The 17,215-nt window shown below is 69.6% G+C and carries 19 protein-coding genes; 8 read left to right on the top strand and 11 right to left on the bottom strand.

The window, feature by feature from the left end:
* Nucleotides 1-18: 18 nt before the first annotated feature.
* Complete coding sequence (locus tag ACWEMY_RS03360; RefSeq protein WP_452388691.1) at nucleotides 19-408, top strand: hypothetical protein; 390 nt, start codon at nucleotides 19-21, stop codon at nucleotides 406-408.
* Nucleotides 409-493: 85 nt separating this feature from the next.
* On the opposite strand, the gene ACWEMY_RS03365 is transcribed toward ACWEMY_RS03360, so the two are convergent.
* The 4 genes from ACWEMY_RS03365 to sdhC are packed head-to-tail and all read right to left on the bottom strand — an operon-like array spanning nucleotide 494 to nucleotide 3,890.
* Complete coding sequence (locus ACWEMY_RS03365; protein WP_375934732.1) at nucleotides 494-1,264, bottom strand: succinate dehydrogenase iron-sulfur subunit; 771 nt, start codon at nucleotides 1,262-1,264, stop codon at nucleotides 494-496.
* A complete protein-coding gene (sdhA, locus tag ACWEMY_RS03370) occupies nucleotides 1,264-3,015 on the bottom strand; it encodes a succinate dehydrogenase flavoprotein subunit (protein ID WP_375935719.1) in 1,752 nt (583 codons plus the stop codon). The genes ACWEMY_RS03365 and sdhA overlap by 1 nt, the downstream gene beginning before the upstream one ends.
* Before the next feature lie 34 nt (nucleotides 3,016-3,049).
* Nucleotides 3,050-3,484 (bottom strand): succinate dehydrogenase hydrophobic membrane anchor subunit, encoded by a 435-nt coding sequence (locus tag ACWEMY_RS03375; RefSeq protein WP_278265051.1) that lies wholly within the window; start codon nucleotides 3,482-3,484, stop codon nucleotides 3,050-3,052.
* 1 nt (nucleotide 3,485) lies between these two features.
* Entirely contained in the window at nucleotides 3,486-3,890 is a 405-nt protein-coding gene (gene sdhC / locus ACWEMY_RS03380; RefSeq protein ID WP_278265052.1) for a succinate dehydrogenase, cytochrome b556 subunit, read from the bottom strand.
* A 290-nt stretch (nucleotides 3,891-4,180) separates the two neighbouring features.
* On the opposite strand from sdhC, the gene ACWEMY_RS03385 reads away from it, so the two are divergent.
* From ACWEMY_RS03385 to ACWEMY_RS03395, 3 genes are read left to right on the top strand one after another with little or no spacing between them, the layout of a single operon-like run.
* Entirely contained in the window at nucleotides 4,181-4,594 is a 414-nt protein-coding gene (locus ACWEMY_RS03385) for a cytidine deaminase (protein ID WP_452388692.1), read from the top strand.
* 19 nt (nucleotides 4,595-4,613) lie between these two features.
* Nucleotides 4,614-5,996: a thymidine phosphorylase gene (locus tag ACWEMY_RS03390; protein WP_452388693.1), complete on the top strand. Its 1,383-nt coding sequence runs from the start codon at nucleotides 4,614-4,616 to the stop codon at nucleotides 5,994-5,996.
* Nucleotides 5,997-6,042: 46 nt separating this feature from the next.
* The gene (locus ACWEMY_RS03395; protein WP_452388694.1) at nucleotides 6,043-7,140 is read left to right on the top strand and encodes an adenosine deaminase; all 1,098 of its coding nucleotides are present in this window, start codon (nucleotides 6,043-6,045) and stop codon (nucleotides 7,138-7,140) included.
* Between the two features lie 53 nt (nucleotides 7,141-7,193).
* Here ACWEMY_RS03395 and ACWEMY_RS03400 read toward each other — a convergent pair whose 3' ends face one another.
* Genes ACWEMY_RS03400 through ACWEMY_RS03420 form a run of 5 tightly spaced genes read right to left on the bottom strand, consistent with a single transcriptional unit; the run spans nucleotide 7,194 to nucleotide 10,618 of the window.
* A complete protein-coding gene (locus ACWEMY_RS03400) occupies nucleotides 7,194-8,438 on the bottom strand; it encodes a primosomal protein (protein ID WP_452388695.1) in 1,245 nt (414 codons plus the stop codon).
* 20 nt (nucleotides 8,439-8,458) lie between these two features.
* The gene (locus ACWEMY_RS03405) at nucleotides 8,459-8,812 is read right to left on the bottom strand and encodes a YbaB/EbfC family nucleoid-associated protein (RefSeq protein ID WP_375934749.1); all 354 of its coding nucleotides are present in this window, start codon (nucleotides 8,810-8,812) and stop codon (nucleotides 8,459-8,461) included.
* Complete coding sequence (locus ACWEMY_RS03410) at nucleotides 8,809-9,147, bottom strand: hypothetical protein (RefSeq protein ID WP_452388696.1); 339 nt, start codon at nucleotides 9,145-9,147, stop codon at nucleotides 8,809-8,811. The genes ACWEMY_RS03405 and ACWEMY_RS03410 overlap by 4 nt, the downstream gene beginning before the upstream one ends.
* 11 nt (nucleotides 9,148-9,158) lie before the next feature.
* Nucleotides 9,159-10,301 (bottom strand): NlpC/P60 family protein, encoded by a 1,143-nt coding sequence (locus tag ACWEMY_RS03415; protein ID WP_452388697.1) that lies wholly within the window; start codon nucleotides 10,299-10,301, stop codon nucleotides 9,159-9,161.
* Nucleotides 10,298-10,618: a hypothetical protein gene (locus tag ACWEMY_RS03420; RefSeq protein ID WP_452388698.1), complete on the bottom strand. Its 321-nt coding sequence runs from the start codon at nucleotides 10,616-10,618 to the stop codon at nucleotides 10,298-10,300. The genes ACWEMY_RS03415 and ACWEMY_RS03420 overlap by 4 nt, the downstream gene beginning before the upstream one ends.
* Before the next feature lie 152 nt (nucleotides 10,619-10,770).
* Between ACWEMY_RS03420 and upp the strand changes: the two genes are divergently transcribed.
* Nucleotides 10,771-11,394 (top strand): uracil phosphoribosyltransferase, encoded by a 624-nt coding sequence (upp, locus tag ACWEMY_RS03425; RefSeq protein ID WP_452388699.1) that lies wholly within the window; start codon nucleotides 10,771-10,773, stop codon nucleotides 11,392-11,394.
* Nucleotides 11,395-11,483: 89 nt separating this feature from the next.
* Here upp and ACWEMY_RS03430 read toward each other — a convergent pair whose 3' ends face one another.
* Both ACWEMY_RS03430 and ACWEMY_RS03435 read right to left on the bottom strand, forming a co-directional pair.
* Nucleotides 11,484-12,986, bottom strand: coding sequence for a phospho-sugar mutase (locus tag ACWEMY_RS03430; protein WP_452388700.1), 1,503 nt, complete (start codon nucleotides 12,984-12,986; stop codon nucleotides 11,484-11,486).
* Entirely contained in the window at nucleotides 12,987-13,766 is a 780-nt protein-coding gene (locus tag ACWEMY_RS03435) for a purine-nucleoside phosphorylase (protein ID WP_452388701.1), read from the bottom strand. It abuts the gene before it with no gap.
* Nucleotides 13,767-13,861: 95 nt separating this feature from the next.
* Here ACWEMY_RS03435 and ACWEMY_RS03440 point away from each other — a divergent pair, with 95 nt between their 5' ends.
* From ACWEMY_RS03440 to ACWEMY_RS03450, 3 genes are all read left to right on the top strand, one after another.
* Nucleotides 13,862-14,563, top strand: coding sequence for an enoyl-CoA hydratase-related protein (locus ACWEMY_RS03440; protein WP_452388702.1), 702 nt, complete (start codon nucleotides 13,862-13,864; stop codon nucleotides 14,561-14,563).
* Nucleotides 14,564-14,613: 50 nt separating this feature from the next.
* Nucleotides 14,614-15,816 carry a M20 family metallopeptidase gene (locus ACWEMY_RS03445; protein ID WP_452388703.1) on the top strand — a complete coding sequence of 401 codons (1,203 nt, stop codon included), beginning with the start codon at nucleotides 14,614-14,616 and terminating at the stop codon, nucleotides 15,814-15,816.
* Between the two features lie 119 nt (nucleotides 15,817-15,935).
* On the top strand, nucleotides 15,936-17,099 hold the full coding sequence (locus tag ACWEMY_RS03450; protein ID WP_375935722.1) for an amidohydrolase: 1,164 nt from the start codon (nucleotides 15,936-15,938) through the stop codon (nucleotides 17,097-17,099).
* The last annotated feature ends 116 nt before the right edge of the window (nucleotides 17,100-17,215 follow it).

Genomic DNA, 17,215 nt, shown 5'->3' on the forward strand with positions numbered 1-17,215 from the left:
GTCGGTACGCTCGTTTCGGTGACCACCACGGCGATGGGCTTCATCCAGATCGGCGTCGTCGCCCTGGCACTGCTCCTGCGACTCACCGCATTCGGCTGGTTCGCCATCCTCGGCGTCATCCTCAGCGCAATCACCCTGGGCCTGCTGCCTGCCATCGTGTTCGGACCGCTGATCTTCGCCGGATTCGCCGCCCCACCCACACTGTGGCCGCTGCTCATCACCGCCGACACGCTCCTGTTGGCATGCGCGTCGACCCTGGAAGACGGCGGCGACAACGACTCCACCAGCCCACTGCAGGCCCTCACCGGCCGCGGCGGTGGCCCCGTGTCCGACAAGGTATTCCGCTACAGCGCGATCGCCTACCTGATCACCCTCCCCGCACTGGTGGTCGGAACACTGGCCACCTGAGCGTGAAAGCCCTGCTGCCGCCCGCGAACGGCGAAGGCCGCCCTCATCGGAAGATGAAGGCGGCCTTCGGCAGGACCGGGGGAGGTCAGCGGGCGAAGAGGAGGGCTCGCTTGACTTCCTGGATGGCCTTGGTGACCTCGATGCCGCGGGGGCAGGCGTCGGTGCAGTTGAAGGTGGTGCGGCAGCGCCAGACGCCTTCGACGTCGTTGAGGATGTCGAGGCGCTCGCGGGCGGCTTCGTCGCGGCTGTCGAAGATGAAGCGGTGGGCGTTCACGATCGCGGCCGGGCCGAAGTAGCTGCCGTCGCTCCAGTACACGGGGCAGGAGGTGGTGCAGCAGGCGCACAGGATGCACTTGGTGGTGTCGTCGAAGCGGGCGCGGTCGTGCTGGGACTGGATGCGCTCGCGGGTGGGCTCGTTACCCGAGGTGATCAGGTACGGCTTGACGGCACGGAACGCGTCGAAGAACGGCTCCATGTCGACGACGAGGTCCTTCTCCACGGGCAGGCCGCGGATGGGCTCGACGGTCATGGTGAGGGTCTTGTCGCCCTTGGGCAGCAGGTCCTTCATCAGGACCTTGCAGGCCAGCCGGTTCACGCCGTTGATCCGCATCGCGTCCGAACCGCACACACCGTGGGCGCAGGAGCGCCGGAAGGTGAGGGTGCCGTCCAGATAGGACTTGATGTAGATCAGCACGTTGAGGAATCGGTCGGTCGACAGGACCGGCACCTGGAACGAATCCCAGTAGGCGCCCTTGTCGTTCTCGGTGCTGAACCGGGCCACCTTGACGGTGACCATGACCGAGCCCTCGGGAACGGGCGCGGGCTTCTGGGTGACGGGTTCGGCTACAGCAGTCATCAGTACTTACGCTCCATCGGCTCGTAGCGGGTCTGCACCACCGGCTTGAAGTCGAGGCGGATATCGGAGATGAGCTCCGGACCGACCTTGTAGGCCATCGTGTGCCGCATGAAGTTGACGTCGTCACGGTTCGGGTAGTCGTCGCGGGCGTGGCCGCCGCGCGATTCCTTGCGGTTGAGCGCGCCGACGACGGTGACCTCGGCCAGTTCGAGCAGGAAGCCCAGCTCGACGGCCTCGAGCAGGTCGCTGTTGTAGCGCTTGCCCTTGTCCTGCACCGTGATCCGGGTGTAGCGCTCCTTGAGCGCGTGGATGTCGGTGAGGGCCTGCTTGAGGGTGTCCTCGGTGCGGAACACCGCGGCGTTCATGTCCATCGAGTACTGCAGCTCGGTGCGGATGTCGGCCACCCGCTCGTTGCCGTGGTCGGACAGGATCAGCGCCAGCCAGTCCTGCACCATCAGCGCCGGGTTCTCCGGCATCTCGACGAACTCGGTGCGGTTGGCGTACTCCGCGGCGGCGATGCCTGCGCGGCGGCCGAAGACGTTGATGTCGAGCAGCGAGTTGGTGCCCAGGCGGTTGGCGCCGTGCACGGACACGCAGGCGCACTCACCGGCGGCGTAGAGGCCGGGGACCACGTCGGTGTTGTTGCGCAGCACCTCGCCACGGATCTTGGTCGGGATACCGCCCATGACGTAGTGGCAGGTCGGCATGACCGGCACCAGCTCGGTCACCGGGTCCACGCCCAGGTAGGTGCGGGCGAACTCGGTGATGTCGGGCAGCTTCTCCTCGAGCACGTCCTCGCCGAGGTGGGTCACGTCGATGTAGACGTAGTCCTTGTTCGGCCCGGCGCCGCGGCCCTCGAGCACCTCGAGCACCATCGAGCGGGCGACGATGTCACGCGGGGCGAGGTCCTTGATGGTGGGGGCGTAGCGCTCCATGAAGCGCTCGCCGGAGGCGTTGCGCAGGATGCCACCCTCACCGCGGACCGCCTCGGAGATGAGGATGCCCAGGCCCGCGAGACCTGTCGGGTGGAACTGGTGGAATTCCATGTCCTCGAGCGGCAGGCCCTTGCGGAACACGATCGCCATGCCGTCACCGGTCAGCGTGTGCGCGTTCGAGGTGGTCTTGTACATGCGGCCCGAGCCGCCGGTGGCGAACACGATCGACTTCGCGTGGAAGACGTGGATCTCGCCGGTGGACAGCTCGTAGGCGACGACGCCGGTGGCGACGGGGCCGCGCTCGGACTCGGTCATCACCAGGTCGAGCACGTAGAACTCGTTGTAGAACTCGACGTCGTGCTTGACGCAGTTCTGGTAGAGCGTCTGCAGGATCATGTGACCGGTGCGGTCGGCGGCATAACACGCGCGACGCACCGGCGCCTTGCCGTGGTCACGGGTGTGGCCACCGAAACGGCGCTGGTCGATCTTGCCCTCGGGCGTGCGGTTGAACGGCAGGCCCATCTTCTCCAGGTCCATCACCGCGTCGATGGCCTCCTTGGCCATGATCTCCGCGGCGTCCTGGTCGACCAGGTAGTCACCACCCTTGACGGTGTCGAAGGTGTGCCATTCCCAGTTGTCTTCTTCGACGTTGGCCAGTGCGGCGCACATGCCGCCCTGGGCCGCGCCGGTGTGGCTGCGGGTCGGGTACAGCTTGGTCAGGACCGCGGTGCGAGCCCGGGGGCCCGCCTCGATCGCCGCGCGCATGCCCGCGCCACCGGCGCCGACGATGACGACGTCGTAGCGATGCTCCTGAATCGGACGGGATTCACTCATGCGAGGTGGCCTGTTCCTAACCGGTGATGTTGGGGTCGAAGGTGAAGATGACGTACGTGCCGACGCTCATCACCAGGATCATCGAGACCGCGAGGACGGTCTTGAGCCAGAACCGGGTGGAGTCCTTGCGGGAGTAGTCATCGATGACGGTCCGCAGACCGTTGCCGCCGTGCAGCTGGGCCAGCCAGAGCATGGTCAGGTCCCAGAACTGCCAGAACGGGCTGGACCAGCGGCCGGCGATGAACGCGAAGTTCAGCCGGTTCACGCCACCGTCGATCATCAGCATGATGAACATGTGGCCGATCACCAGCACGATCAGCAGCAGGCCGGAGAAGCGCATGAACAGCCACGCGTACTTCTCGAAGTTGCCGTTGGTCGTGCCCCGGGGGGAGCGGGGGGCGTCCAGGCTGGCGGGGCGGTCGTAGGACTTGCCGAGGACAGGTGCAGACATATCAGTGCTCCGTCAGCAGGTAGAAGAACTGGCGGCCGACGCCGGCGGCGGAGACCAGAACCCAGATGGTCAGCACGACCCACAGCATCTGCTTCTGGAAGCGCGGGCCCTGCGCCCAGAAGTCGACCAGGATCAGGCGGACGCCGTTGAGCGCGTGGTAGAGCACCGCGACGACCAGGCCCATCTCCATGAGGGCGACCAGCGGCGTCTTGTAGAGCTCGATCGCGTGGTCGTAGGTTTCGGGGCTGACCCGGACCAGCGCGGTGTCCAGCACGTGGACGAAGAGGAAGAAGAACAGCATGACACCGGTGATCCGGTGCAGCGCCCACGACCACATGCCCGGGTCGCCGCGGTACAGCGTCTTACGCTTCGGCTGGGCCGGAGCCGGAGCTTCTATCGTGCTCATAGAGTGCGGTGCCTCCAACGTCGTTGATGGACCCGGTCACAGATCCGACGCCGGCATGCGTGGAGAGGCAAATGCCCAGGTGGCTGCGCTGTGTTCTCGAGCGCTGGCCCGCCGCCGGGAACCTGAACCGATCTTCGGTGAACTCTAATCCTCTCTGTTTCGCGGAACTAATTCGGCGTGCCGCGCGTTGCGTGCGAAACGGCCGAGTTAGGTTTACCTTTCTCCTTGTCGGATACTGGTGCGCAGGCCCGTTCGCCGACGCGTTCGGCGGGATCGGCTGGAGGTTCTTGATGTCCGAAATCGAGTGGAATACCTTGCATGACAAGGCAATTCAGGCTATGCATCAGGCGTATGCGCCTTACTCGGGATTCCCGGTCGGCGCCGCTGCTCTCACCGCGGACGGCCGAATTGTGAGCGGATGCAATGTGGAAAATGTCTCATATGGACTAACGCTGTGTGCCGAATGTGTACTCGTCGGTAACTTATTTGCGACGGGTGGCGGCCGTCTCATCGCGGTGTCGGTGACCGATTCCCGGGGGGAAATCCTGATGCCCTGCGGGCGGTGCCGCCAGCTGCTGTTCGAGCACGGCGGCGCGGACCTGCTCGTTGCGCACGGCGAGGGCCCGCTGACGCTGGGCGCGCTGCTGCCCTCCGCGTTCGGGCCCGACGATCTGGCGGCCGGTCGGACTGACAAAGGCCGGTAACCACTGATTTAGTGTGCACATGGGTAACTCGCCGGGGACGAACGAACGCTCTACCCACCTGCCGCCGGTCGCCGGTGTGAGCCGATCCGCTCCTGGGTCTGGCCTGAAGGCGCGGGGAGGCGGACTGGACGCGGTATCGATCATCAGGGGGAAGCGCGACGGTGGGGAGCTCACCGACCAGCAGATCGACTGGGTGGTGGACGGGTTCACCCGGGGGATCGTGGCCGACGAGCAGATGTCGGCGCTGGCCATGGCGATCCTGTGGCGGGGGATGACCCGGCGCGAGACCGCCCGGTGGACGGCGGCGATGATCGCCTCCGGCAGCCGGATGGACTTCACCGATCTGCCCCGGCCCACCGTCGACAAGCATTCGACCGGCGGCGTCGGCGACAAGATCACCCTGCCGCTGGCCCCGCTGGTGGCGGCCTGCGGGGCGGCGGTGCCGCAGCTGTCCGGGCGCGGGCTCGGGCACACCGGCGGCACGCTGGACAAACTCGAGTCGATCCCCGGCTGGCGGGCCGATGTCAGCGTGACGCGGATGCGCGAGATCCTCGCCGACCCGGCGATCGGCGCGGTGGTGTGCGCGGCCGGTGCCGATCTGGCGCCCGCCGACAAGCGGCTCTACGCGCTGCGCGATGTCACCGGGACGGTCGAGTCGATCCCGCTGATCGCGAGCTCGATCATGAGTAAGAAGATCGCCGAGGGGACGGCGGCGCTGGTCCTCGACGTCAAGGTGGGTTGCGGGGCCTTCCTGAAGACCGTCGAGGAGGCCAGAGAGCTCGCCACCGCCATGGTCGAACTCGGCCGCGACGCCGGAACGCGCACGGTCGCGCTGCTCACCGCCATGGACACCCCGCTCGGGCGCACGGCGGGCAACGCGCTCGAAGTGGCCGAATCGGTCGAGGTGCTGGCGGGCGGGGGACCGGCCGACGTGGTCGAGCTGACGCTGACGCTGGCCCGCGAGATGGTCGAGCTGGCCGGGCTGGATGTCGACCCCGCCGATGTCCTCGCCGACGGCCGCGCGATGGACCACTGGCGGGCGATGGTCGTCGCGCAGGGCGGTGATCCGGACGCGACGCTGCCGGTGGCGCGGCACACCGAGATCGTGCGGGCGACCGAGGACGGGGTGCTCACGCGCCTGGACGCGATGGGTGTCGGGCTGGCCGCGTGGCGCCTCGGCGCGGGCCGAGCCAGGCAGGGCGAGGCCGTGCAGGCGGGCGCCGGGGTGCAGATGCACGCCAAGCCCGGCGACACCGTCGTGGCCGGTCAGCCGCTGCTCACCCTGCACACCGACACCCCCGACGCCTTCGCCGACGCGCTGCGCGTGCTCGACGGCACGGTGACGATCGAGGCCGACCCGGACGGCAAACCGGGCGAGCTGGTGCTCGAGCGGATCGGGTAGCCGCGGATGCGTCGCGGGGACGCGGACTCCCAGCTAACGTTTCCGTATGACTGGACCGATGCCCCTCGACCTCGCTTCGATCCGACAAGCGCCCAAGGCCCTGCTGCACGATCACCTCGACGGTGGTCTGCGCCCGGCGACGGTGCTCGAGCTCGCCGCGGACTGCGGCTACGACCAGCTACCCGCCGCCGACGCCGCGAGCCTGGGCGCCTGGTTCCGTGACGCCGCCGACAGCGGCTCGCTGGAGCGGTACCTGGAGACCTTCGCCCACACCGTCGCCGTGATGCAGACACCCGAGGGCCTGCGCCGGGTCGCCAGGGAATGCGCGATCGACCTGGCCGCCGACGGGGTGGTCTACGCCGAGGTGCGGTTCGCGCCCGAACAGCACCTGGAGAAGGGGCTCACCCTCGACGAGGTCGTCGAGCACACGCTCGCCGGATTCCGGGAGGGCGAGGCCATCGCGGCCGAACAGGGCAACGCCATCCGGGTGACCTGTCTGCTCACCGCCATGCGCCACGCGGCCCGTTCGCGCGAGATCGCCGAGCTCACGGTGCGTTTCCGGGACGCGGGCGTGGGCGGATTCGACATCGCGGGCGCCGAGGCCGGGTTCCCGCCCACCCGCCACCTCGACGCCTTCGAATATCTGCGAGCCAACCACGCGCACTTCACGATTCACGCGGGCGAGGCCTTCGGGCTGCCCTCGATCCACGAGGCGCTGGCGTTCTGCGGGTGCGACCGGCTCGGCCACGGGGTGCGGATCACCGACGACATCAGCGTTCCCGGTGCCGTCGAGGACGCCCGGTTGGGCCTGGTAGCGAACTACGTGCGCGATATGCGGGTGCCGCTGGAACTGTGTCCCTCGTCGAATGTGCAGACCGGCGCGGTGCCCTCGCTGGACAAGCATCCCTTCGACCTGCTGGCCCGGCTGCGCTTCCGCGTCACCGTCAACACCGACAACCGGCTGATGAGCGACACCACCATGAGCCAGGAGATGCTCAAACTGGTCGACACCTTCGGCTACGGCTGGAGCGATCTGGAACGGTTCACCATCAACGCCATGAAGTCGGCGTTCATCCCGTTCCCGGACCGGCTGAAGATCATCGACGAGGTGATCAAGCCGGGTTACGCGGTCCTGCTCGGCTGAGAACGCGATCAGGGGCGGCGCCGGATCGGCACCGCCCCCGCGTTCGTCGGGTCCTACTCGCTGACCAGCCGCGCCTCGAAGGCACGCTGCAGGTCACGGAAGGACTGGGCCTCGCCAGCGAACGGCGGGTTCGGCGCCATCCGGTTCGGGTCCGGGTTGAGCAGGTAGGAGACGTACCAGCCCAGCGGATTCGACGACGCCAGCGCCTTTTCCACGCTGTCGTCACCGGCGTAGTCGGCGGCGTCGGTGATCAGCTCCACCGCCAGGTCGAGCTGTTCGATGTCGACCGCCTCCGGGCCCTCGGCGAGGTCGTCGACCAGGCCGGTGAGCACGTAGACGTTCTCGTCGGTCACCTCGATCTCGAGCGAACCGTCGACCGCGGCGGTCTGCACCTCGGCGAAGGTGGAGACCCGGGCCAGCTCGTGCTCGTGATCGTCGGCCAGGTAGCGGGCCAGCGCGCGCTCGGAGCCGAAGACCGTGATGCTGCGGCCGTCACCGAGGAAGATCGGCTCGTCGTCGAGGTAGCAGCGCAGGGTGTAGTGCTCGCCGTCGGAGGTGACGATCTTGACCGGGTCGATGCCGACCTCGTGCCAGAAGGACTCGTCCTCGTCGTCGTCCTCGTCGTCGGCGGTGAGGTCGACGTTCTCGAACTCCTCGTCCTCCTCGGCGACGTCGTCGGCGTCGACCTCGTTCTCCTCGGCGGCCAGCAGCTCCGCCTCGGCGACAGCGACCGCGGCCGCGTCGACCTCGGGCGTGGTGACCACGCCGTCGATCGCGTCGAGCACGTCGTCCCAGCCCTTGACGATGGCGGCACCGAGCTGGTCCCACAGCTCCTCGCCGTCGCGGCCGGCGTAGGTGTGCACGCCGCCGGCCAGGGTCTCGAGCACCGGGTTGTCACCGAAGAACTTGGTGACCACGTCGAGCTCGCACACCTCGCCGATATTGCGCACCATCGCCAGGGTGTCCTCGAGCTCGCCGACCACCTCGGCATCGGGGTCGCCCGCGGCCAGCTCGGGCACGGCGACCAGGTCGAAGCTGAAGTTCTCCTCCGGCTCCAGTTCGGCCGCCGACAACCCGGCGATCACCGCCCACGACGGATGCTCGACGAGATCGTTGTCGGAGTCGGTGCGGATGAACGCCGCCAGCTCCGCCACCGACTCGAAACCGTAGAGGTCGTCCTCGTGACCGAGGAACGCCTCCCACTCGTCGTCACCGTCGCGCCAGCGCGGAGCCCACAGGGTGACGAGATCGCCATCGGTCAGACCGAGCTCGATCGGGACGATGTCTCCAGAAGCCATGACGCGAAGCCTATCGAGCTTCAGCGCTGGGCACTATCCGGCCCGGGTGCTAATCGCTCCGCGGGCTGCGCGGCGCCTCCGGTGAGCGATTCGTTCAGTGTCGCAATGATGTTGGAACGCTCGGCACCGGCGGTCTCGGTGGCCTGCCTGCAGGCCGAGAGGATCAGCTGCGCGGCCTCCGGGGGAGCCAGGGCGGTGATGCCCTCGTCCAGCGACAGCGCGACCAGGGCGCCGTCGCTGTTCACCTCGGCGGTGACCAGCCCGTCCTCGGTGGTGAAACGCCCGTTGACCTGCTTGAGCCCGTAGAGCGCGGCCTCGAGCGCCTCGAGCTTTCCGGTGACCCCGGCGACCAGGGCGTCCATTTCCGCGCTCACAGCGGCCTCATCCAACTCGTCTGGCCGGTGTCGGCGTCATCGATGCGGTCGAGTTCCTCGACCGCCTGGCGCCTGGTCGGCAGGTTCATCTTGTCCAGCAGCTGATCGGGGATGCCGGCCTGCTCGCTGTAGACCTCGCGCAGCCGCGCGGCCGCGGCGATGGTCGAGCGCTTGGTCAGGCGCAGGATCTCATCGGCCAGCGCCTGCGCACCGTACTGGTATTCGCTGCGCTCGAACTTGATCGCGATCGGCATGCCCATGCTGGTCGCGCGGACCGAGATGGTGCCCGACCTGTTGCTGCTGACCGCGGTCTCCACATTGGGAACCTCGGGCATCGGCGCGCCGGTCATTCGGTCGGCCTGTAGAAGCCGTAGAACTCCATACCACTGTTCTCCGTTCGGATGGAACTGATCGAGACCGGGTCGCCGGCCTCGACGAGCTGCCCGTTGCCGACCACCATGGCGACGTGGCCGTCCCACACGGCGAGGTCGCCCGGTTGCAGGTCACCGGGGGAAACCTGAGGATGTCCGATGTGCTGCTCCTGGGCGAGCCGGGGCAGTTCGACGCCCGCCTCGCCGTAGGCGTACTTGGTGAGACCACTGCAGTCGATACCCGAGTTGGGGTCGTTGCCGCCCCAGACGTACGGCGTGCCGCAGGCGCTGATGGCCGAGCGCACCGCGGTGGCGGCCTTCTCGTTGGGCGCCTCGACCACGCTGCCGTCGGGCAGGGTGATCTTGACGCCGGTGCCGTCGCCCGCGGACCCGGTGGTGGTGCCGGGCGTGGTGGTGGTCTTGGAACCGTTCGTGGTGCCCTGGGTGGTGGTCTTCGAGCCGCTGGTGGTCGAGGAGCTCATCACCGACGACAGCGACGAACCGACCGTGCTGAGCAGCGAACCGCCCGTGCTCGCCGCCGTGGACAGCAGGCTCGAGCTCGCGGTGGACGCCAGGTTGGTCGCGCCGCTGGACACGCTGGCCAGCGACGTGCTCGACGGTGCCGGGGTGAGTTCCTGGATGGCGGCGGTCTGGGTGCCCAGCTCGTCCTGCACCCGGCCGACGACGCCCAGGCCCTGGCCGATGTGGTCGATCGCCGAACTCACCACCGCGGCCAGGCCGACCGGGGTGCCCAGGGTGGGGCTGAGCGCGGAGACATCGGTGAGGAAGGACTGGACGATGGTGTCGAGTTCCTTCTGCCCGGTCTGCACGTAGGCGGCGGCCTGGTCGAGCACGGTCGCCATGCCGGTGCCGTTGTCGGACAGGTTGGCCGAGGAGTTCTGCACGCGCAGCGCCTTGGCGGTGGCCGCGTCGACGGCCTGGCCGTCCCAGGCGGTGTTGACGTTGTTGATGCTGTTGCGGCCGAGCTGATAGATCTGGTCGAGATTGGTCGACGTGGCCCGCAGGCCGTCGGAGGCGCCGCCGTTGCCGAGGACGCCGGTGCCGAAACTCGAGAGCAGGTCGGCCAGCGGCTGGGCCAGGCCGGAGAGGTCGATCATGCGCCCGCACCCAGGTCGCCGGTGGCCGCGGTGAGCGGGGCGGCGTTGTTCAGGTCGGTGTCGACGAGGGTGGTTGCCGCGCTGGCCGTGGCCGCACCCATGCTCGCCATGACCGCCGAGAGCTGCGCGATCGAGGCCACGTGGCCCGCGTGCGCCGCGGAGTAGGCGGTGACGAAGTCACCGCCGATCAAACCCATGATCGGGCCGAGCAGCGTGGGATCGGAGGCCACCGCACCGGCCGCCGCCGTCGCCAGTTCCGTGGATATCGTTCCGGCTTGTGCGCTGTAGGCGACGATGCCCTCGGCATCCGCCGACATCTTCCGCATCGAACTTCCCCCAATCCTCGAGTTTCCGGGCAGAGTACGTCATTCATCAGTTTGGACGCGCCGCCGCCGCATTCGGTTCCCTCGGACCCGAAAATTTCCCCAGCGGCCACACCGGCAGCGCCTGGCGACCCTATCGTTTTTTCATGCGCACCGACACTGTCGACCATCCACTCGCCGCGACGCTGCTCAGCACCATGCGCGACGCGCGCACCGACAACGCCACCTTCCGCAATGCTCTGGGCGACCTCACCGGCATCCTCATGTACGAGGCACTGCGCGACGCGCCCGTGCTGCGCGAGCCCATCGACACGCCGGTCGCGGTGACCGAGGGCGTGCGGCTGGCCGCCCCACCGCTGCTGGTTCCGGTGCTGCGCGCGGGCCTGGGCATGGTCTACGCGGCCGCCGATCTGGTCCCGCAGGCCCGGGTCGGGTTCGTCGGCATCGCCCGCGACGAGCGGACCCATCAGCCGGTGCCCTACCTGGAATCGCTGCCGGAGGACCTGACCGGCCTGCCGGTGTTCGTCCTCGACCCGATGCTCGCGACCGGCGGCTCCATGCGCCACACCCTCGAACTCCTGGCCGCCCGCGGCGCCACCGACATCACCGCCGTCTGCGTGGTCGCCGCCCCCGAAGGCATTGCCGCCCTGGCCGACTCGGGCCTGCCGGTCCGCCTGGTCACCGCCGCCGTCGACGAGAGACTCAACGAGAACGCCTACATCGTCCCCGGCCTCGGCGACGCGGGCGACCGCCAATTCGGCCCCCGCTGAACCCACGGCCTCATCGCGGCCGCGCGAACAACTCCAGATGGTTAGAGCTTGGTCTCACCGCATTGCGAGCATCGCACGATGGCCGGTCCTTACTCGTTCGCCAGGGTGTGGCAGAACGTTTCGAGCTCGGCCAGACGGTGCGCGGCACGGCGTCGGGCCTCGGGCAGGGCCGCGTGGTCGGGGGCCGGGGTGAAGACCTCGAGGTAGCACTTGAGTTTGGGCTCGGTGCCCGACGGGCGGACGACGAGGCGGAAGTCGTCGGCCTCGAAGATCAGGGCGTCGGTGCGCAGGCGGCCGCGGATCTGGGACTGGTCGATGAACTTCACCGGGGTGCCCGCGATCTCGCTGGGTGGGGTGGCGCGCAGGGCGGCGGTGCGGGCGGTCGCGGCGGCCTGGTCGGGCAGGCGCAGGGAGACCTGGCCGCCGCTGTGCAGGCCGAATTCGACGGCGTAGGAGTCGAGTTCGCCGAGCAGGGAACCCTCCTCGGCGGTGAGCAGGGCGACCAGGTCGGCCGCGGCGACGGCGGCGGAGATGCCGTCCTTGTCGCGGACGGTCGACGGGTCGACGCAGTGGCCGATGGCCTCCTCGTAGGCGTAGACCAGCCCTTCGCCCGCTCTGGCCAGCCATTTGAAGCCGGTCAGCGTCTCGGCGTAGCGGGCCGAACGGGCGGCGGCGAGCTTGCTCAGCATCCGCGAGGACACCAGCGTGGTGGCCACCAGCGGGTCGGCGGGCCGGGTGCGCAGCACGTAATCGGCCAGCAGGACGCCGGTTTCGTCGCCGCGCAGCATCCGCCACCCGTCGGGGCCGGGGACGCCGAGGGCGCAGCGGTCGGCGTCGGGGTCGAGGGCGATGGCCAGATCGGCGTCCACGCGGGCGGCCAGCGCGAGCAGCAGGTCGGCGGCGCCGGGTTCCTCGGGGTTGGGGAAGGCGACGGTGGGGAAGTCGGGGTCGGGCGCGTACTGCTCGTCGACCACGTGCACGTCGGTGAACCCGGCCGCGGCCAGGGCGCGCACCGCGAGTTCGCCGCCGACGCCGTGCAGCGCGGTGAGCGCGATCCGCACGTCGGCCCGTTCGCCGGGGCCGCCGAGCAGCCGGGGCAGGGCGGCGACGCGGGCCAGGTAGCGCTCGACCAGCTCGGCGCCGGACACGGCGACGGGTTCGCGGGCGATCGGCTCGGTGACCTGCTCGATGCACCGCTCGATCTCGGTGTCGGCGGGGGCGATGAGCTGGGAGCCGCCGTCGAGGTAGACCTTGTAGCCGTTGTCGGTGGGCGGATTGTGCGAGGCGGTGATCTGCACCCCGGCCTCCGCGCCGAGTTCGCGCACCGCGAAGGCCACGACCGGGGTGGGGACGGGTTCGGGCAGCAGCGTCACCGGAAAGCCCGCGGCCGTGAAGATCTCGGCGGTGGCGGTGGCGAATTCGGCCGAGCCGTGCCGGGCATCGCGTCCGACGACCACCGCGCCGCCGCCGAGGCAGCGCTCGCGCAGCCAGGCGGCCAGCCCGGCCGTCGCCCGTGACACCGTCGCCACGTTCATCCCGTCCGGACCGTCCACCAGCGGTCCGCGCAGGCCCGCCGTCCCGAAACGCAGCATCTACACCCGCTCCAGGATTCCGCGCAGCAGCTTGCCGAGCCGGGGTGCCGCCGCCTGGCCCTCGGCCAATACCTCCGCGTGCGAGAGATGCTCGCCGGTGACGCCCGCCGCCAGATTGGTGACCAGCGAGATGCCCAGCACCCGCGCCCCGCGCGAGCGCGCCTCGATCGCCTCGAGCACCGTCGACATGCCGACCAGGTCGGCGCCGAGGGTGGCCAGCATGCGGATCTCGGCGGGCGTCTCGTACTGCGGGCCGGTGAGCCCGGCGTAGACGCCGTCGCTCAGGCTCGGGTCGAGTTCTCTGGCCAGCGCGCGCAGTTCGGGGTCCCAGGCGTCGACCAAGTCGACGAAGCGCGCGCCTTCGAGGGGGGTGCGCGCGGTGAGGTTGAGGTGATCGGCGATGAGCACCGGCTCGCCGACTCGCAGGCCGGGGCGGATACCGCCCGCGGCATTGGTGAGCAGCACGATCTCGGCGCCCGCGGCGATCGCGGCGGTCACCGGATGGACCACCTGCTGGGGCGTGTAGCCCTCGTAGAGGTGCTGGCGGCCCATCAGCAGCAGGACGTCGGTGGCGTCGACCTGGAGGGAGTGGACCATGCCGCCGTGGCCCTGGGCGGTGGGTGTGCCGAAGCCGGGTAACTCCGGCATGGCGATCGAGGCGCGCGGCGCGCCGATCTCGGCCGCCGCCGCCTGCCACCCCGATCCCAGCACCACGGCCACGCGATGACGCGGCACTCCCGTACGTTCGGCGATCGCCTGAGCGGCCTGTTCGGCAAGCATGGGGGAAGTCTATGGGCGGGCGGCGCGACCTGTCGCCCCCGCGCTTGCTACCCGCGAGTAAGGGGTGGCTGCCAGCGGCGTTTATTCTTCCCTGCATGCCGTATTTGGAGCGCTCTGGTGATGTGTTCGTCCTGTACCTCGGGAACGAGGGGGAGACCGACAACGAGAACCGTTTCTCGCCGGGCTGGATCGACGCCTTCCACGCCGCCCTCGACGAGGTCGAGGCCGCGGAAGGCCCCGCCGCCCTGGTGACGGTCGCGACCGGCAAGTTCTACAGCAACGGTCTCGACACCGACTGGGTCTTCGGCAACCTGGACAAGATCCACGGCTACCTCGACCGGGTGCACACCCTCTACACCCGCCTGCTGACCTTCCCGATGCCCACCGTCGCCGCGATCAACGGTCATGCCTTCGGCGCCGGTGCCATGCTGGCCACCTCGCACGACTTCCGGGTGATGCGAGGTGACCGCGGCTTCTGGTCGCTGCCCGAGGTGCACCTGGGCATGCCCTTCACCGTCGGCATGAACGGCCTGCTGAAGAACCGGCTCGCCAACCAGGTGTGCGTGCGGGCGATGACCACCGGCCACCGCTTCGCCGCCGACGAGGCGATCGCCGCGGGCATCGTCGACGCCAAGGCCGAGGCCGACGAGGTGCTCTCGACCGCCATCGCCCGCGCCGCCGCGCTGACCAGCCTGCGCAAGCCGATCACCCCGATCATCAAGACCGATCTGCACGCCGAGGCACTGGCCGCGCTGGCCACCCCGGTCACCCCGGAGAACCTGCCCTTCGGCAGCTGAGCCGCCTCGCCGGTGCGCCCGGAACTAGGACTGATGCGAGACTGGTTGGTATGGCACCCTCGCGCACCGGCGAATTCTCGGCCACCGCGGCCGATACCGCGATCCGCGCGGCCTCCGACGAGCTGATCGCGCTCTCGCACGCGATCCACGCCGAACCGGAACTCGCCTTCGCCGAGACCCGCAGCGTCGCCAAGATCCTGGAACCGCTGGTCGCGCGGGGTTTCGCCGTCACCACCGGCGTGGCCGGGCTGCCCACCGCCTTCCGCGCCGTCTACGGCAGCGGCCCGCTCACCGTCGGCCTCTGCGCCGAATACGACGCGCTGCCCGAGATCGGGCACGCCTGCGGGCACAACATCATCGCCGCGACCGCGGTCGGCGCCGCGCTCGGACTGGCCGAGGTCGCCGACGAGCTGGGCCTGACCGTGGTCGTGCTCGGCACCCCGGCCGAGGAGAGCGGCGGCGGCAAGGTGCTCATGCTGGAGGCCGGCGCCTTGGACGACATCGCGATGGCGCTGATGGTGCACCCCGGCCCCAGCGACATCGTCGGCGCGCGCTCGCTGGCGCTGGCCGATCTGGCCATCACCTTCCACGGCCGTGAGGCGCACGCCAGCGCGGCGCCCGAACTGGGCCGCAACGCCGGTGACGCGGTGACCTTGACGCAGGTCGCGCTGGGTCTGCTGCGCCAGCACCTGCGGCCGGGCCAGCAACTGCACGGTATAGTCGCCGACGGTGGCGTAGCCCCCAACATCGTGCCCGGGCGGGCGGAACTGCTCTACTATCTGCGCGCGACCGATGCCGTGTCCCTCGACGACCTGATGCGCCGAGCGAAGGCGTGCTTCGAGGCGGGCGCCCTGGCGACCGGTTGCACCCACGAGATCCGGACGCTCGCGCCCACCTACACCGAGCTCACGCCCGATCCGGCGCTGTCGGCGCTGTATCGCGCGCAGATCACCGGCCTGGGACGGCTGCCGATCGCCCCCGAACTCGAGGGTCTGCGTCCGCTCGGCAGTACCGACATGGGCAACGTCACCAATGTCATCCCCGGTATACACCCGGTGATCGGCATCGACGCCGGTGGCGCGGTGACCCATCAGCCGGAGTTCGCCGCCGCCGCGGTGAACGCCTCGGCCGACCGCGCGGTGCTCGACGGCGCACTCGCACTGGCGCGTACCGCTGTCGCGGTGGCACGCGATGAAGTACACAGGGACAGGTTGTTGCACACTCTGGTCGAACGACAGGAGGACATTCGGTGAGCATCTCCGGCCATCCGGGCACCACCCACGCCGAGGCGGACGCGGTCGCGCTGGGCGTCACCGCGGTGACGCGCGCGACCACGGTGGTCCCGACCATGCCGGACGCCGAACGAGACGGGATGCCGGGAACCGAGATCGTCGACGCGTGGCTGGCCGAACACACCGGTGACCTGGTGCAATGGCGCAGACACATCCACGCCAACCCCGAACTCTCGCGCGCGGAGTTCGCCACCACGGAGTTCGTCGCCGGCTGGCTGAGCAAGGCGGGCCTGACCTGGCAGACGCTGCCCGGCGGCACCGGCCTGCTCTGCGACCTGGGCCCCACCGACGCCCCGCGCATCGCGCTGCGCGCCGACATGGACGCCCTGCCGATGCAGGAGTTCACCGGCCTGAGCTTCGCCTCCACCGTGCCCGGCGTCTCGCACGCCTGCGGCCACGACGCGCACACCACCGTGCTGCTGGGTGCCGCGCTGGCGCTGGCCGAGGCCGAGGCGTACCTGCCGGTCGGCGTGCGGCTGGTGTTCCAGCCCGCCGAGGAGGTCATGCCCGGTGGTGCCCTCGACGTGGTCGCCGCGGGGGGCATGGACGGGGTGGACCGCATCTTCGCCCTGCACTGCGATCCACGCCTCGAAGTCGGCAAGGTGGGTTTACGGACCGGGGCGATCACCTCGGCCGCCGACACCGTCGAACTGGTGCTGGACTCGCCCGGCGGGCACACCTCGCGCCCGCATCTGACCAGCGATCTGGTCTATGCCATCGGCACCGTCATCACCGGGCTGCCCGGGCTGCTCAGCCGCCGGGTCGACCCGCGGACCAGCACGATCATGGTGTGGGGCGCGGTCAGCGCGGGCAAGGCGCCCAACGCGATTCCGCAGACCGGCATGCTCACCGGCACGGTCCGCACCGGCGACCACGCCACCTGGCTGCTGCTGGAGCCGCTGGTCCGCGAGATCATCGACGGCCTGCTGGCCCCCACCGGCGTGCGCTACCAGCTCAACTACAAGCGCGGCGTGCCGCCGGTGGTCAACGACCCCACCTCGGCCCTGATGTTCGAGAACGCCGTGCTGGCCCTTGGCCCGGACGCGCTCGCCGACACCCCCCAGTCCGGCGGCGGCGAGGACTTCTCCTGGTACCTGGAGGAAGCGCCGGGCGCCATGGGCCGCCTGGGCGTCTGGTCGGGCACCGGCGAACAACTCGACCTGCACCAGCCGACCTTCGACATCGACGAGAGAGCCCTGGCGGTCGGCGTGCGAACCTTGACGAACATCGTCCTCCAGGCATGAACAGCAGCACGAGAGCACATGGGTAACTCACCGGGGACGGGCTGACCCGGTCACCGCGAAACCGACGGCCGCCGACGCGAGGTCAGCGGCCGGTCGGTCTGGCCAGAATTCGCGGG

It is taken from the genome of Nocardia sp. NPDC004415 (assembly GCF_053602435.1).

Bases quoted from the DNA above. Each gene is read 5' to 3' on its own strand.
- sdhC (WP_278265052.1), bottom strand. From the start codon at position 3,890: ATGAGCACGATAGAAGCTCCGGCTCCGGCCCAGCCGAAGCGTAAGACG.
- ACWEMY_RS03365 (WP_375934732.1), bottom strand. From the start codon at position 1,264: ATGACTGCTGTAGCCGAACCCGTCACCCAGAAGCCCGCGCCCGTTCCC.
- ACWEMY_RS03395 (WP_452388694.1), top strand. From the start codon at position 6,043: ATGACTGGACCGATGCCCCTCGACCTCGCTTCGATCCGACAAGCGCCC.
- ACWEMY_RS03375 (WP_278265051.1), bottom strand. From the start codon at position 3,484: ATGTCTGCACCTGTCCTCGGCAAGTCCTACGACCGCCCCGCCAGCCTG.
- ACWEMY_RS03390 (WP_452388693.1), top strand. From the start codon at position 4,614: ATGGGTAACTCGCCGGGGACGAACGAACGCTCTACCCACCTGCCGCCG.
- ACWEMY_RS03400 (WP_452388695.1), bottom strand. From the start codon at position 8,438: ATGGCTTCTGGAGACATCGTCCCGATCGAGCTCGGTCTGACCGATGGC.
- ACWEMY_RS03415 (WP_452388697.1), bottom strand. From the start codon at position 10,301: ATGATCGACCTCTCCGGCCTGGCCCAGCCGCTGGCCGACCTGCTCTCG.
- ACWEMY_RS03435 (WP_452388701.1), bottom strand. From the start codon at position 13,766: ATGCTTGCCGAACAGGCCGCTCAGGCGATCGCCGAACGTACGGGAGTG.
- ACWEMY_RS03430 (WP_452388700.1), bottom strand. From the start codon at position 12,986: ATGCTGCGTTTCGGGACGGCGGGCCTGCGCGGACCGCTGGTGGACGGT.
- ACWEMY_RS03385 (WP_452388692.1), top strand. From the start codon at position 4,181: ATGTCCGAAATCGAGTGGAATACCTTGCATGACAAGGCAATTCAGGCT.
- ACWEMY_RS03450 (WP_375935722.1), top strand. From the start codon at position 15,936: ATGCCGGGAACCGAGATCGTCGACGCGTGGCTGGCCGAACACACCGGT.
- ACWEMY_RS03445 (WP_452388703.1), top strand. From the start codon at position 14,614: ATGGCACCCTCGCGCACCGGCGAATTCTCGGCCACCGCGGCCGATACC.
- upp (WP_452388699.1), top strand. From the start codon at position 10,771: ATGCGCACCGACACTGTCGACCATCCACTCGCCGCGACGCTGCTCAGC.
- ACWEMY_RS03440 (WP_452388702.1), top strand. From the start codon at position 13,862: ATGCCGTATTTGGAGCGCTCTGGTGATGTGTTCGTCCTGTACCTCGGG.
- ACWEMY_RS03420 (WP_452388698.1), bottom strand. From the start codon at position 10,618: ATGTCGGCGGATGCCGAGGGCATCGTCGCCTACAGCGCACAAGCCGGA.
- ACWEMY_RS03410 (WP_452388696.1), bottom strand. From the start codon at position 9,147: ATGCCCGAGGTTCCCAATGTGGAGACCGCGGTCAGCAGCAACAGGTCG.